The following is a 14,618-nucleotide window of genomic DNA, read 5'->3' on the forward strand; positions in this document are numbered from 1 at the left end:
GACGTACTTGCGGCGCCCCCCGCGCACCGGGACCGCCCGACCAGGCACGGCTTGTGCTTCTTCCACCACGAGGGGCTCCGCCGTTGGCCGCAATCTCCGGCACAATCGCACTCCTGATTCCCCAGAAAACGGTGAACGTGCAATGCGCATCCTGATCCTCGGCGCCGGCGGTACCGGCGGTTACTTCGGCGGTCGCCTGGCTCAGGCCGGCGTAGATGTGACCTTCCTCGTGCGCCCCGCACGCGCCGCCCAGCTGGACCGCGACGGCCTGGTCATCCGCAGCCCACTCGGCGATGCCAGCTTCCCGGTGCAGCACGTCACCGCCGATGCGCTACCCGCATTGGCCGCACAGAAGCCGTTCGACCTGGTCATCCTCAGCTGCAAGGCCTACGACCTGGACAGCTCAATCGATGCCATCGCTCCGGCCGTGGGCGCAAACACCACCGTGCTGCCGATCCTCAACGGCCTGCATCACTACAACGCGCTGGACCTGCGCTTCGGCCGCGACGCTGTGCTCGGTGGCCTATGCTTCATCAGCGCCACCAAGGCCCCCGACGGCGCCGTGCTGCACCTGGGCAAGCCGGCCAAGCTCACCTTCGGCGAGCGCGACGGCGGTGCCATCTCAGAACGCATGCGTGCCTTCGCCGCCGCCTGCGCGCAGGCCAACCTCGATCACCTGGCCAGCGAGCACATCGGCCAGGAACAGTGGATCAAGTACACCTTCCTGACCGCGCTGGCCGCCGCGACCTGCCTGCTGCGCGCGGATATCGGCAGCATCGTCGCCACCGATGATGGCGAGGCGATCGTGCGTGGCCTGTACGACGAGTGCCTGGCCGTGGCCGAGGCTGCCGGTGAACCGATTCCTGATGCCGCGCAGGACACCGCACGCGGCACCCTCACCCAGGCGGGCTCTGCGTTGAAGGCATCGATGCTGCGAGACCTGGAAGCCGGCCAGCAGGTGGAAGCCGAGCAGATCGTCGGCGACATGCTGGCGCGCGCGCGCAAGGCCGACCAGGAAGCTTTGCTGCTGCAGGTCGCCTACAGCAGCCTGCAGGCCTACCAGGCGCTGCGCAGCGCGTGAGCGATACGACGCAGGCCAACGCCCTGCCCGCGCGGGTGTTGATCCTCGGCATGGGCTGGAGCGGGTGCGTGCTGGCCACGCATCTGCGGGCGTTGGGCGTACACGTGGCCGGCACGGTGCGCGACCTGGCATCAGCACCGCACGATGGCCTGCTGCGCCATCAGCTACGTGCCGACGACACGCCATCGCCCGCTCTGCTCGGTGAGATCGCGCAGGCCGAGGCCGTGCTGTGCAGCGTGCCGCCCGATGCCGAGGGTGACCCGGCACTGCGTCTGTTGCTGCCGGCACTGCAGGAAAGTCCAGCACTTCACTGGGTGGGCTATCTGTCATCCACGTCGGTCTATGCCGATCGGGCCGGCGGCTGGATCAACGCAACCAGCGTGGCCGATGCCACTGAAACGACCGGCATGCAACGCAGACGCGCCGAGGACCAGTGGCGTGCGCTGGCGGAGCAGCGCGGTATCGCCTCGGCGGTATTCCGCCTGCCCGGCCTGTACGGGCCGGGACGCAATGCGCTGCTGCAGCTGGCACAGGGACGTGCGCGCCACGTAGTGCGTCCAGGGTTGGTGTTCAACCGCCTGCACGTGGATGACCTGGCAACGGTCGTTATCGCATCGATGCAGCGGCCGTGCGTGGATGGGCTGTATCTGCCAGCCGATGACGAGCCGGCACCATCGCAGGAGGTACTGGCCTTCGCCGCGCAGCTGGGCGGCTTTGCGATGCCACCTGCAGTGGCATGGGACGACCCTGCACTCAGCCCGACGCTGCGGCGCTTCTACGAGAGCAACAAGCGCATCGACAGCACCGGTACGCGCGAGGCGCTGGGCTGGGAGCCGCGCTTCCCCAGCTACCGTGAGGGCCTGCGCGACCTGCTCCGGTAGTGCCGGCCGCTGGCCGGCAACCGCGCGATGTTTGCGGCGTTCATGCTGCTGCCGGCCAGCGGCCGGCACTACCTGATCAACCCGCGTCCGGCAGGCGGAAGAACGTACGCGTCGCGGCAGTTGCATTCGCGGCGGTCACCGCCACGTCTTCACCACGGTCGCGCGCCAGCTCTTCCACGATGTGCGAGAGGAACATCGGTTCGTTGCGGCGGTCCTTCGGCATCGGCTTCAGCGTGCGCGGCAGCAGGTACGGCGCGTCGGTCTCGATCATCAAGCGGTTGGCCGGGATGTTCTTCACCAGTTCGCGCAGGTGCGCGCCACGGCGCTCGTCGCACAGCCAGCCGGTGATGCCGATGTACCAGTCCTGGTCCAGGTAATCGAACAGCTCGTCACGCTCACCGGTGAAGCAATGCACCACCGCCGGGCCGACACGGCCTTCGAAGTTCTTCATCTGTGCCATGAAATCGGCATGCGCGTCGCGCTGGTGCAGGAACAGCGGCTTGCCATTGTCTGCGGCCAGCTGCAGCTGGCGCTCGAACGCGCGGTGCTGGGCCGGGCGCGGCGAGAAGTCACGGAAGTAGTCCAGCCCGCACTCGCCCACCGCCACCACTTCCGGGTGGGCATGCAGCGCGCGCATCTCGGCGTCGCATTCCTCGGTGTATTCCACCGCATGGTGCGGGTGCACGCCGGCGGTCGCATACAGGAAACCAGGATGCTGCTGCGCCAGCTGCACGGCCAGCGGCGAGTGCTCGCGGCTGGCGCCGGTAATGACCATCTGCACCACGCCGGCCTGGCGCGCGCGGTCCAGCACGGCATCGCGGTCGCGGTCGAAGGAGTCGTGGGTCAGGTTGGCGCCGATATCGATCAGGTGCATGGTCATCGCGGGGGAAAAGTGCCCGCGCATTGTACCTGCGGCTGCCATGGCCCTTTATCCTTTGCACATGAACGCCCCGCTCTTCCCGATTTCCCCGCTGCTGCCGCAGATCCAGCAGCACCTCGCCGCGCAGCCACGACTGGTGCTGGAGGCACCGCCCGGCGCCGGCAAGACCACCCAGGTGCCGCTGGCGCTGCTCGATGCACCGTGGCTGCAGGGGCGGAAGATCATCCTGCTGGAACCGCGCCGGGTCGCCGCACGCAGCGCCGCGCTGTTCATGGCGCGGCAGCTGGGCGAAGAGGTGGGCGGCACCGTCGGCTACCGCATCCGCTTCGAGAACAAGGTCTCGTCGCGCACCCGCATCGAGGTGGTTACCGAAGGCATCCTGACCCGCATGCTGCAGGACGACCCGATGCTGGAAGAGGTCGGCGCGATCCTGTTCGACGAATTCCACGAACGCCACCTCAGCGGTGATCTCGGCCTGGCACTGGCGCTGGACGTGCAGGCGCAGCTACGCGACGACCTGCGCCTGGTGGTGATGTCGGCCACGCTGGATGGCGAGCGACTTGCCCGCTTCCTTGATGCGCCGCGGCTGAGCAGCGAAGGCCGCAGCTACCCGGTGACGGTCAGCCATTTCCCGGCGCGCCGCGATGAGGCGCTGGAACTGCAGGTTCGCCGCGCGGTGCAGCAGGCATTGGCCGAGCACCCGGGTGACCTGCTGGTATTCCTGCCCGGCCAGCGCGAGATCGCGCGGGTGCAGGCCGGGCTCCAGGAATCGCTGGATGCGGGTGTTGAAGTGCTGGCCCTGCACGGTGAACTGCCGGTGGAGCAGCAGGCGCGGGTCCTGCAGGCGGCCAGTGATGGTCGTCGGCGCGTGGTGCTGGCCACCAACGTGGCCGAGTCCTCGGTGACGCTGCCGGGCGTGCGCGTGGTGATCGACAGCGGCCAGGCGCGCGAACCGCGCTACGACCCCAACAGTGGCTTCACCCGGCTGGACGTGGTGGCCATCGCGCAGGCGTCGGCCGACCAGCGCGCCGGTCGCGCCGGTCGCGTGGCCGAAGGCGTGGCCTGGCGGCTGTGGCCGCAGTCGCAGCGGCTGGAGCCGCAGCGCCGCGCCGAGATCGATCAGGTCGAGCTGGCCGGACTGGCGCTGGAACTGGCCGCCTGGGGCAGCAGCGACCTGCGCTTCCTCGATCCGCCACCGGCCGGCCCGATGGGTGCCGCCCGCGAACTGCTGCAGCGGCTCGGCGCGCTGTCCAGCAGCGGCGCGATCACCGCACTTGGCCGGCGCGTGCTGGCGCTGGGTACGCATCCGCGGATGGCGGCGATGCTGCTGGCGGCGCCCGGTGCACGTGCGCAAGCCCTGGCCGCCGACCTGGCCGCCCTGCTGGAGGCGCGCGACCCGCTGCGCCAGGGCGGTGACGCGCTGGCGGCGCGTTGGCGTGCGCTGGCGGCGTTCCGCAATGGCCGCGCACCGGGCGACGCCAACCGCAGCGGCCTGGCCGCGATTGATGCCGCCGCCAAACAGTGGCGTCGCCGCCTGCGCTGCGATGCCGCACCGCCGGCCAGCATCGAAGCCCATGAACTCGGTGACCTGCTCGCACACGCCTTCCCCGACCGCATCGGTGTCCAGCACCCCAGCGACCCACTGCGCTACCTGCTGGCCAACGGTCGCAGCGCACGCCTGCACGATCTGAGCGACCTGCGCGGCGAGCCGTGGCTGGTAGCCAGTGAACTGCGCTTCGAGGCACGCGACGCGCTGCTGCTGCGTGCCGCACCGGTGGACGAGGGCCAGCTGCGCAAGGCGTGGCCGGAGCGCTTCGTGACCGAGGATGTGGTGCGCTGGGACAGCGAGCGTCGCGCCCTGGTGGCACTGCGCGAGACCCGTTTCGACCGCATCGTGCTGGACAGCCGCTCGGCCGGGCGGGTTGATCCGCAGCACGCCGCACAGGCGCTGACCGACGCGGTGGCCGAACTCGGCCTGCAGGCGCTGCCGTGGACCGAAGGCCTGCGCCAATGGCAGGCACGCGTGGAGTCGCTGCGGCGCTGGATGCCCGAACTCGGCCTGCCCGACTGCAGCGACGACGCCCTGCTGGCCACGCGTGCGCAATGGCTGCAGCCCGCGTTCGCCGGCAAGAGCCGCCTGGATGCGCTGGACGAGTCCAGCTTCGGCGAAGCGCTGAAGTCGCCTCTGGAGTGGTCACAGCGTCAGCTGGTCGAGCGTCATGCGCCGACCCGCATCACCGTGCCGTCCGGGCTGGAGCGGCCGATCACCTATGCGCTGGACAGCGAGAGCGGCGAACCGCTGCCGCCGGTGCTGGCGGTGAAGCTGCAGGAACTGTTCGGCCTGGCTGACACCCCGCGCATCGCCGACGGCCGCGTGCCGCTTACCCTGCACCTGCTCTCGCCCGGTGGCCGCCCGCTGCAGGTCACCCAGGACCTGCGCAATTTCTGGGAAAACACCTACGCGGAAGTGAAAAAGGAAATGAAGGGCCGCTACCCGCGCCATCCGTGGCCGGATGACCCGTGGACGGCGACGGCCACCCATCGGGCCAAGCCGCGCGGGACCTGACCGGTGGGGCCGGCTGCGGACCCTGCCTGATCCTGAATGGCTGCGGTAAAGTCACGCCACGTGTGACCTCGACTGACATACCGTTTACGGGCAACACGCGACACTGGACTTCGACCCGAGGCAAAGGACCCCCGCATGAGCAAGCTGACCGTAATCACCGACCGCGCTCTGGAGCGCGCCCTGGAGCTGGCCCACACCGCTGGCGATGGCCTGAAGAGCGCCGGTGGCAGCCTGCGCAATGCGGACTGGATCAAGACCGGCGCCGCCATCGGCGCAGTGAAGACCGGCGGCAAGGCCGCAACCAAGTTCGTGCGCCGCAATCCGGCAGTGGCCGTGGCCGCCGCTGCGGTCGGTGTAGGCCTGCTCGGCTACGCGCTGTACCGCAAGCAGCAGAAGAAGAAGGCCGCCAATGGCCACGTGGTGAATGGGCAGGCGCAGCGGATCAACGCACGTGACCGCCGCAACGACACCGTGGTGGACGAGCACAGCGATATCGGCAGCGACGCCTGAGCCTGCCGGGGTCGGATCCTTTCCACAGGAAGGACTCTGACCCCAAGGCACTACATGAGGGCCGGACACCGGAAGGTATCCGGCCCTTTCTGCATCAACCGATCTGCCGCCACTGCCCCGGCTGCAGGTCGTCCAGCCGGTAAGGCCCCATCGACACGCGGATCAGCCGCAGCGTCGGCAGGCTCACCGCCGCGGTCATCCGCCGGACCTGCCGGTTGCGGCCTTCCCGGATCGTGATCGCCAACCAGCTGTCAGGCACGGTCTTGCGGAAGCGCACCGGCGGATCGCGTGTCCACAGCGACGGCGCCGGATCGAGGCGCTCGATCTTCGCCGGCAGGGTCGGCCCGTCATTGAGCACCACGCCGTCGCGCAGCTGTTGCAGCTGTTCGTCGCTGGGCATGCCTTCCACCTGCACCCAGTAGGTCTTGTCAGCCTTGTGCTTCGGGTCGGTCAGCTTGTGCGCCAGCGTACCGTTGTCGGTCAGCAGCAGCAGGCCTTCGCTGTCATGGTCCAGGCGACCGGCGGCATACACGCGCGGCGGCAGGCCGAACCCGGCCAGGGTCGGCCGCGGCGGCACGCTGCGGTCGGTGAACTGGCAGAGCACGTTGAAGGGCTTGTTGAAGGCGATCAGCATTGCGGGCACGGCAGGCGGCGGGTGGGGCATTGTCCCATGCCGCTTGCGGCGGCTCGAAAGGTGCCGGTCAAGTCGGCCGGCATAGCCCATGCCCGGCTGCGCTTTCCTGCGACCACGAACACGAAGGGCTCAGCCGAATACCTTCCACTGCAGCAGGAACGACCCCAGCACCAACACGAAACCGCATGCCGTGACGACATTGGCCCGGCGACGCAGGGCCGCGGGTGGCGGACAGGTCATGCGGGCGCGTTCGTCCAGCACCCCGCCAAAGAACAGCACCGCAAAACCCGTCGCTCCCAGCAGGTCGTAAGCATGCCCACCGTGGTACACAAAGTCATACAGCCTCGGCAGCACCAGCACCGCGATGACGATATACAGCACCTTCTTCAACGGTCCATGTCCTTGAATTCGATTGGACTCCGGCGCATGGCCGGACCTGGGGCCAGCCATACGTTGCGCTGCGCGCGGTGAGCGTGGTTGCGGCTGCGCTTTCCTGCCGCCCCAATCTCGGCCGGCTCAGCCGAAAACCTTCCATTCCAGCAGGAACGAGCCCAGCACCAGTGCGATGCCGCACGCGGCGATGACATTGGCCCGGCGCCGCAGGCCTGCGGCCGGCGGGTCGGCCTTGCGCGAACGTTCCTCCAGAATGGCACCCGCGAACAGCACGGCAAACCCTACCGTCGCCATCAGATCGTGGGCATGACCACCGTAGAACACAAAATCGATCAACCGCCCCAGCACCAGCACCGCGACAGCGATGTAAAAGACCTTCTTCAACAATTCATGTCCTTGCATACGATCGAATTCCGGCGCATGGCCGGTCTTGGGACCAGCCATGCGCCGCGCTACGCGCGATGAGCCGAGCAGGGACGATGCCGGCCGTCCTGACCGGCACCCTTCGGGCCGTCGCACGCGACGTTGGCAGCGGCTCCTGCCGCTGCCTTCGGCTCTACAGAGTCAACATGCGCCAGCCCGGCACCCCTCTTACGGCTTGATGAAGCGCAGGGTCATGCGGTCGCTTTCGCCAATGGCCTGGTACTTCGCATCATCTGCCTTGTCGTGCTGGTTGGTCGGCGGCAGCGTCCACACGCCGTTCGGGTGGTCCTTGGTGTCGCGCGGGTTGGCGTTGACCTCGCTGCGCGCGTCCAGCTTGAAGCCGGCGGCTTCGGCCATTGCAATCACCTGCTGCTGGCCGACATAGCCGGTGTCATCGTCATCGGCCACGTCGGCCTTGGCGCGGTGCTCAACCACACCCAGCACGCCGCCCGGCTTGAGCACGTTGAAGAAGCCCTGGAACATGCCCTGCGCCTGGCCGGCCTTGCGCCAGTTGTGCACGTTGCGGAAGGTCAGCACCACGTCGGCTGAACTGGCCGGGCCGAACACCGGCTTGGCCGGATCGTAGGCGACCACGGCGGTCTTGCCGAACTGTGCCGGCGCACCGGCGTACTTCTTTTCCAGGCTGTCGCGGCTGCGCTGCTGGTAGTCACGGCCGCGCCCTTCGGCAACGGCCGTCGGATCGACCACCGCAGCAACGTAGTGGCCCCTGTCGTGCAGCAGCGGCGCCAGGATCTCCGAGTACCAGCCGTTGCCGGGGGTGATCTCGATGACGGTCTTTTCCGGCGTCACCTTGAAGAACGACAGCGTCTGCGCCGGATGACGGAAGCCATCGCGCTTGACGTTGTTGGCATCACGGGTCGACGCCTTCACCGCCGCATCGATGGCCGGTGACACCTGGATCTTCGCCGGTGCCACCGTGGCCGGTGCGGCGAACGCGGGAACAGCGGCAAGCAGGGCCGAAGCAAGCAGCAGGCGGCAACCACGCAGGGACGAAGCAGGCATCATCGGAGCGACTCCAGCGGAAGATGCGGCGAGACTAGCAGCCGCGGCGTCCCAGGTGTTCACAAAACGTTAGCTGCGTGCGTATCGCGGAACACTGTTTTGTGGTCACCGCCGCAGCACGGTCACACAACGCGTTCTATTCTGGAACACTTCCCCCAAGGAGTCCGTGCCCATGACGGCAACCCGCGAACTGGGCCGTTCCGGCCTGCATGTACGTCCGCTCGCCTTCGGTGGCAACGTGTTCGGCTGGAGCGCCGATGAGAAGGCCAGCTTCGCCCTGCTCGATGCCTTCGTCGATGCCGGCTTCAACCTGGTCGACACCGCCGATGTGTATTCGGCCTGGGTGCCGGGCAATGCCGGCGGCGAATCGGAAACGCTGATCGGCAAGTGGTTTGCCCGCAGCGGCAAGCGCGACAAGGTGGTGCTGGCGACCAAGGTGGCCAAGTGGGCCGAGCGCCCCGGCCTGACCCCGGACAACATCAACGCCGCGGTGGAAGATTCGCTGCGCCGCCTGCAGACCGACGTGATCGATCTGTACCAGGCCCACGAGGATGACGAGTCAACGCCGCTGGAAGCGACCCTGGCCGCATTCGGCCGGCTGATCGAAGCCGGCAAGGTGCGTGCGATCGGTGCCTCCAACTACAGCGCCACGCGCCTGGCCGATGCGCTGAAGGTATCCACCGACTACAAACTGCCACGCTACGAAACCCTGCAGCCGGAGTACAACTTGTATGACCGCGCCGGCTACGAAAAGGAACTGGAACCGCTGGTGCAGCGCGAACAGATCGGGGTGATCGGCTACTACGCGCTGGCCAGTGGCTTCCTCAGCGGCAAATACCGCACGCCGGCCGATGCGGCCAAGAGCCCGGCGCGTGGCGAGAACGTGGTGAAGCGCTATCTGAATCCGCGTGGCCTGCGCATCCTGCAGGCACTGGATGACGTGGCCAGCAAGCACAACGCCAGTGCCGCGCAGATCGCACTGGCATGGCAGATCGCACGGCCGTCAATCACCGCGCCGATCGTCAGCGCCACCAGCGTCGAGCAGCTGCACGATCTGCTGGCCGCAGCCAACGTGTCGCTGAGCGTGCAGGATGTCGCGCAGCTGGATGCCGCCAGCACGGAAGCTTGAGACCCGGTAGTGCCGGCCGCTGGCCGGCATTGCGCGGTAAAGAAGAAAATAATTGAACAAAATGGTTGCGCGCGAGTAAATCGTGGTTTATCGTGCGCACCTCGTTTCAACAACCACTGGAAACTTCCCTTGAACGCGCATTCCGTCGCCATCGCCAAACTGCTGCCATGCCTGCGCATGGACGTGCTGGCGCGCGCGTTCGGCAAGGAAGACCAGCTGACAACGGCCTGATACCCGCCCTGCGGAGATCGGCCACCCCGATCTCCGAGGCCTGACGACGCCCTCGGAACGCAAGTCCCGGGGGCGTTTTCGTTTGCGTCGGCACAAGGACCCGCGATGCCAGAACTGCACCCCGCGCGGCAACCCGCCGCTCACTGACCCAGGCTTTTCCGCCCCGCCGAAGGATTTACTTCGCGCGAGTGGCAGCGCCTGGACATTATCTGCATCGCACCCAAACATTATCGCTCGCGATAATGTCGGTGGCCTGCACCCTCGATTCTCCAACGGTCCCGTTTCCACCACGGGCTGGTGCGCGCGGCGTTGCCGTGGCGTATGCCGGAGGTCGCGGACATGCCATCGCCTGGATCGCCTGCTGGAGGCAGGCACCGGTTCGCCGGTACGCGGTTCGATTCCGCGCGGTTCACCACTGGATAGCTCAGTCGGGTAGAGCAACGGATCCTGATTCCGTCTGTCGTGGGTTCGATTCCCACTCCAAACCACATGACCTGTCACGTCATGACTTGAAGCAACACCCGGGGCGCAAGCCCCAGCGGCCATCGTCGCCGTCCACGGACAACGCCTTCGGGCAGGAACGTGGAAGGCAACGGACCGCACGCCGGGCCCCGGCCCGCCGCCACTGCCAGCCACGTTCCGCACCGGTGCTGCCTGCCGGGAACGACGATGGCAGCCGTGCCGGTGCACCGAAGGCTCCGCGCGCGGACCGTCCGCCGATGGCCGCCCTCTTCCGCTGCCTGCACGTGGTGTGCAGGCGGCCTCGCCACGACCTGATCGACCCGGGTCATGGCGATTCATTCCCATCGGGTCGAACCACCAGAGCCATACAAGGAGAGACTCCCATGTTCTGGACCATCAAGGTCGTGATCGGCGACGGCGAGCGCGGCCTGGTGTATCGCAACCGTCGTTTCCAGCAGATCCTGCTGCCGGGCGTGCACCGCCTGTCGCCGTTCGGCGGCCGCCCGCACGTGGACATCCACACCGCATCGAAGGGCGCGGCCTATACCGGCAGCGACCAGGACAGCCTGATCGAAGCGCTGGGCACCGAGCTGGACACGCACTTCGTGCTGGCCAACGTCGGCGCCAGCGAGGTCGGCCTGTTGCTGCGCAACGGCCGCATCGATGAAGTGCTGCCGCCGGGCAGCCGCCGTCTGTACTGGCGGGGTTCGGTCGACACCCAGGTGCGCGTGATGGCGCTGGGTGACGAGCCGCGCATTCCGGCGGACGTGCAGCAGCGCCTGGGCCAGTTGGGCGTGCTGCCGCGTGTGGCAGTGATCAGCACCGTGCCGAGCGAGTCGGTCGGCCTGCTGTTCATCGATGGCACGCTGCGACAGACGCTGGACGCCGGCCTGCACGCGTTCTGGAACTTCAACGGCAACGTGTCGGTGGAGCGTGTGGAGCTGCGTGCGCGTTCGCTGGACGTGTCCGGCCAGGAACTGCTCAGCCGCGACAAGGTGACCCTGCGGGTGAACCTGGCCGCGACCGTGCAGGTGGTCGACCCGGTGCGTGCGCACCGCACGCTCAGCAATGCCGATGAGTTCGTCTACCGGCAGCTGCAGTTCGGCCTGCGCCAGGCGATTGCCGCGCGCAGCCTGGACGAGCTGCTGGGCGACAAGGCCGCACTGGACGGCGAGATCGCCGCGCATGTGCAGGCAGCGATCGAGGGCCACGGCGTGCGGCTGCTCGGCGTGGGCATCAAGGACGTGATCCTGCCGGGTGAGATGAAGGAGATCCTCAACGGTGTGGTGCTGGCCGAGAAGCAGGCCCAGGCCAGCGTGATCCGCCGTCGCGAGGAGGCCAACGCCACGCGTTCGCAGCTCAACACCGCAAAGCTGATCGAGGACAACCCGGTGCTGATGCGCTTGAAGGAGCTGGAGGCACTGGAGAAGGTCACCGAGAAGATCGACAAGCTCACCGTGTTCGGCGGCCTGGATGGCGTGCTGAAGCAGCTGGTGACGATCAGGTAGGGGGTCGCGGCGGCGCAGGGACGCGCCGCCGGCCCATCAAGGACAAACACGAAGACATGGACACTCAACACAACTATCAATGGCTGCACGCCGAGGGCACCACGCCGATCAAGGGCTGGGTCAACGGTGTGCCGCTGGAAGCGCAGGCGCATGAGCAGCTGCGCAACATCGCCGCGATCCCGTTCGTTGGGCCGTGGGTGGCAGTGATGCCGGACGTGCACCTGGGCAAGGGCGCGACCGTGGGCTCGGTGATCCCGACCCGCGGTGCGATCATCCCGGCCGCGGTCGGCGTCGACATCGGCTGCGGCATGGCGGCGGTGCGTACCACGCTGCGTGCCAACGACCTGCCCGATGACCTGCGGCAGCTGCGCACCAGCATCGAGCGCAGCATCCCGGTCGGCAACGGCCGTGGCGGCGAGCACCACCGCATGCCCGACAGCATCCACACGCGGCTGGTGCAGTCCGGGCTGGCCGCCGGTCTGGAGAAGATCAAGGACAAGCACCGCAGAATCCGCACCGACAAGCTGGACCGCCAGCTGGGTACGCTGGGCGGCGGCAACCACTTCATCGAACTGTGCCTGGACGAGACGGACACGGTGTGGGTGATGCTGCACAGCGGTTCTCGCGGCACCGGCAACCTGATCGGCACCTACTTCATCGAGAAGGCGCGCGAAGAGCTTGCGCGCCGTGTGCTCGGCTTCCACCTGCCGGACAAGGACCTGGCGTTCTTCATGGAAGGCGAGCCGCTGTTCGATGACTACGTCGAAGCAGTGTCGTGGGCGCAGGACTACGCCCGGCAGAACCGCGAGGCAATGATGTCGCGGGTGCTGGCCGAGATGCGCCACCGGCTGCCGAAGTTCCAGCTGGCGGCGATGGCGGTGAACTGCCACCACAACTACGTGCAGAAGGAGACGCACCACGGCCAGGAGCTGCTCGTTACGCGCAAGGGTGCAGTGAGTGCCCGCGAGGGCGAGCTGGGCATCATTCCCGGCAGCATGGGCACGCGCAGCTACATCGTGCGTGGCAAGGGCAACGCGGACAGCTTCCACAGCTGTAGCCACGGTGCCGGCCGGGTGATGAGCCGTGGCACTGCGCGGCAGCAGATCACGCTGGCCCAGCACCGCGAGGCCACCGCGCATGTGGAATGCCGCAAGGACAGCGGCGTGCTGGATGAATCGCCGGCCGCGTACAAGTCGATCGACGACGTGATGGCGGCGCAGCTCGACCTGGTCGACGTGGTGCACACGCTGCGCCAGGTGCTGTGCGTGAAGGGATGATGGAACGGTGCCGGCCTCGGCCGGCACCCACCGTGCCTCAATGGTGCCCGACCACCCTGCAGTAGATCCACGCCATGCGTGGATGAAACGGCGCCGACCAAGGTCGGCATCTACCAGAGCAGCACGTCGCGTCGGGGGTCAGCGCGGCACGCTGTCCTCGGCCACCAGCGCATGATGCACGCCGATCCCCGCACGCACGCCCTCGGCGGTGGCCAGGGTGATGTTGCCAACCGTGGTTGCATCGCCTGCGGCGTACACGTTCCGCACCGAGGTCTGCTTCATCATGTCGACCTCGATCAGCACCCCCAGCGGGCTCTCGACCAAGGTGCACCCCAGCTGCTGCACCAGCGGCGTGGCCATCGCCTGGGTAGCCGGCACGAACAGCGCACGCTGTGCGATGCGGCGGCCATCGGCCAGCTCCACTTCCAGCCAGGTCGGCTGGTCGCCCTGCACACCCAGCACGGGTGACGTCTCGATGTGCACGCCACGCTGCTGCATGGCGGCGCGTTCCTCATCGGTGATCTCCAGACCCAAGCTGAAGAACGTGACATTGCCCCAGTCGGCGAACAGCGGCGCCTTGCTGGCGGACATCGGATGGCCGCCGAGCAGGCCGATGGCACCACCACCGACTTCATAGCCGTGGCAGTAGGGGCAGTGCAGCACGGTGCTGCCCCAGCGCTCGGCCAGTCCGGGCAGTTCCGGCAGCTGGTCGGCGATGCCGCTGGCCAGCAGCAGCTTGCGCGCGGCCAGCACCTGGCCATCGGCGGTACGCACTTCCACGCCTTCGGCGGTGGTGCGGGCGTGCTCCACTTCGGCATGCACCCAACGCACCGTGGGGTAGTCCAACAGCTGCTGACGCGCGGTCTTCAGCAGCTCGGCGCCACTGATGCCATCCAGCCCCAGCACCCCGTGCGAATGACTGGCGAAGCGATTGCGCGGTGAACCGGCATCGATGACGGTGACCGGGCGACGGGCACGGGCCAGGATCAGGCCGGCGGCAATGCCGGCGTAGCTGCCGCCGACGATGAGCACATCAGGATTCATGGTGACCTTCCAGGGAACGGTGATGGGCAAGATGGCGGGCGAAGTCGGCGCCGAGCTGGTCCAGCGTGGTCGCCTGCAGGCGCTGCTCAAGCAGCCGCTGCGCCTCGCGCGCGCCTTCGAGCAGGGCGCTGTTGACCAGCTGCTGGATCGGGCAGCCACCGCCGGAATCGCGAGCGCCGACCTGGACCAGCGGCGGTGCTCCCACCGCCAGATAGATGTCATGCAGGGTGATCGCCGCGGCATCGCGTGCCAGCAGGCTGCCGCCGCCGTGACCACGGGTGCTGCGCACCAGGCCGGCCTTGTGCAGCTGTGCCAGCAGACGACGGATCACCACCGGATGGGTCGGCAGGCACGACGCCAGCTGTTCGGACGTGCGCGGGGCGGCATGGCCGACCAGATGCGCCATCACGTGCAGGGCGTCGGAGAGTGGGTTCGCGGATTTCATGTAACAACATTAGTTACATTTAATTCCTCTGTCGAGGGTCTGCTTTCGTTCCATATGGACACATCTGTCCTATGAAACATCTCCTTCACATCACTAAACGAAACGCGAATGTGATCAACATCCCACTTCAG

The 14,618-nt window shown here is 67.6% G+C and carries 14 protein-coding genes and 1 tRNA gene; 8 read left to right on the forward strand and 7 right to left on the reverse strand.

What is annotated here, in order from left to right; genetic code table 11:
* The first annotated feature begins 142 nt into the window (after positions 1-142).
* On the forward strand, positions 143-1,081 hold the full coding sequence (gene panE, locus ACZK2R_RS22690; protein WP_125895743.1) for a 2-dehydropantoate 2-reductase: 939 nt from the start codon (positions 143-145) through the stop codon (positions 1,079-1,081).
* Between the two features lie 50 nt (positions 1,082-1,131).
* A complete protein-coding gene (locus tag ACZK2R_RS22695; RefSeq protein ID WP_180838694.1) occupies positions 1,132-1,962 on the forward strand; it encodes a Rossmann-fold NAD(P)-binding domain-containing protein in 831 nt (276 codons plus the stop codon).
* A gap of 76 nt (positions 1,963-2,038) precedes the next feature.
* On the opposite strand, the gene ACZK2R_RS22700 is transcribed toward ACZK2R_RS22695, so the two are convergent.
* A complete protein-coding gene (locus tag ACZK2R_RS22700) occupies positions 2,039-2,836 on the reverse strand; it encodes a TatD family hydrolase (protein WP_125895754.1) in 798 nt (265 codons plus the stop codon).
* A 67-nt stretch (positions 2,837-2,903) separates the two neighbouring features.
* On the opposite strand from ACZK2R_RS22700, the gene hrpB reads away from it, so the two are divergent.
* Positions 2,904-5,408, forward strand: a complete 2,505-nt coding sequence (gene hrpB / locus ACZK2R_RS22705) for an ATP-dependent helicase HrpB (protein WP_125895745.1) — start codon at positions 2,904-2,906, stop codon at positions 5,406-5,408.
* A 135-nt stretch (positions 5,409-5,543) separates the two neighbouring features.
* Positions 5,544-5,918, forward strand: coding sequence for a hypothetical protein (locus tag ACZK2R_RS22710; protein ID WP_019336760.1), 375 nt, complete (start codon positions 5,544-5,546; stop codon positions 5,916-5,918).
* A gap of 94 nt (positions 5,919-6,012) precedes the next feature.
* Here the strand turns inward: ACZK2R_RS22710 and ACZK2R_RS22715 are convergent, their stop codons facing one another.
* The 4 genes from ACZK2R_RS22715 to ACZK2R_RS22730 all read right to left on the reverse strand — a co-directional run bounded on the left by ACZK2R_RS22715 (position 6,013) and on the right by ACZK2R_RS22730 (position 8,394).
* Complete coding sequence (locus ACZK2R_RS22715) at positions 6,013-6,552, reverse strand: pseudouridine synthase (RefSeq protein ID WP_180838693.1); 540 nt, start codon at positions 6,550-6,552, stop codon at positions 6,013-6,015.
* Positions 6,553-6,681: 129 nt separating this feature from the next.
* Positions 6,682-6,933: a hypothetical protein gene (locus tag ACZK2R_RS22720; RefSeq protein WP_223224685.1), complete on the reverse strand. Its 252-nt coding sequence runs from the start codon at positions 6,931-6,933 to the stop codon at positions 6,682-6,684.
* A 135-nt stretch (positions 6,934-7,068) separates the two neighbouring features.
* Positions 7,069-7,389, reverse strand: a complete 321-nt coding sequence (locus ACZK2R_RS22725) for a hypothetical protein (protein WP_258015832.1) — start codon at positions 7,387-7,389, stop codon at positions 7,069-7,071.
* A gap of 147 nt (positions 7,390-7,536) precedes the next feature.
* Entirely contained in the window at positions 7,537-8,394 is an 858-nt protein-coding gene (locus ACZK2R_RS22730) for a class I SAM-dependent methyltransferase (protein WP_180838692.1), read from the reverse strand.
* A gap of 169 nt (positions 8,395-8,563) precedes the next feature.
* Between ACZK2R_RS22730 and ACZK2R_RS22735 the strand changes: the two genes are divergently transcribed.
* The 4 genes from ACZK2R_RS22735 to ACZK2R_RS22750 all read left to right on the forward strand — a co-directional run bounded on the left by ACZK2R_RS22735 (position 8,564) and on the right by ACZK2R_RS22750 (position 12,998).
* The gene (locus ACZK2R_RS22735) at positions 8,564-9,520 is read left to right on the forward strand and encodes an aldo/keto reductase (protein ID WP_049424161.1); all 957 of its coding nucleotides are present in this window, start codon (positions 8,564-8,566) and stop codon (positions 9,518-9,520) included.
* 646 nt (positions 9,521-10,166) lie between these two features.
* A tRNA-Gln gene (locus tag ACZK2R_RS22740) sits at positions 10,167-10,239 on the forward strand.
* A gap of 357 nt (positions 10,240-10,596) precedes the next feature.
* On the forward strand, positions 10,597-11,721 hold the full coding sequence (locus ACZK2R_RS22745) for a slipin family protein (RefSeq protein ID WP_049398660.1): 1,125 nt from the start codon (positions 10,597-10,599) through the stop codon (positions 11,719-11,721).
* Between the two features lie 56 nt (positions 11,722-11,777).
* A complete protein-coding gene (locus tag ACZK2R_RS22750) occupies positions 11,778-12,998 on the forward strand; it encodes an RtcB family protein (protein ID WP_125895747.1) in 1,221 nt (406 codons plus the stop codon).
* A 138-nt stretch (positions 12,999-13,136) separates the two neighbouring features.
* Here the strand turns inward: ACZK2R_RS22750 and ACZK2R_RS22755 are convergent, their stop codons facing one another.
* Both ACZK2R_RS22755 and ACZK2R_RS22760 read right to left on the reverse strand, forming a co-directional pair.
* Entirely contained in the window at positions 13,137-14,042 is a 906-nt protein-coding gene (locus ACZK2R_RS22755) for an NAD(P)/FAD-dependent oxidoreductase (protein WP_125895748.1), read from the reverse strand.
* On the reverse strand, positions 14,032-14,487 hold the full coding sequence (locus ACZK2R_RS22760) for an Rrf2 family transcriptional regulator (RefSeq protein ID WP_033833804.1): 456 nt from the start codon (positions 14,485-14,487) through the stop codon (positions 14,032-14,034). The genes ACZK2R_RS22755 and ACZK2R_RS22760 overlap by 11 nt, the downstream gene beginning before the upstream one ends.
* Between the last annotated feature and the right edge of the window lie 131 nt (positions 14,488-14,618).

This window comes from Stenotrophomonas sp. 96582_Sma (assembly GCF_056480905.1).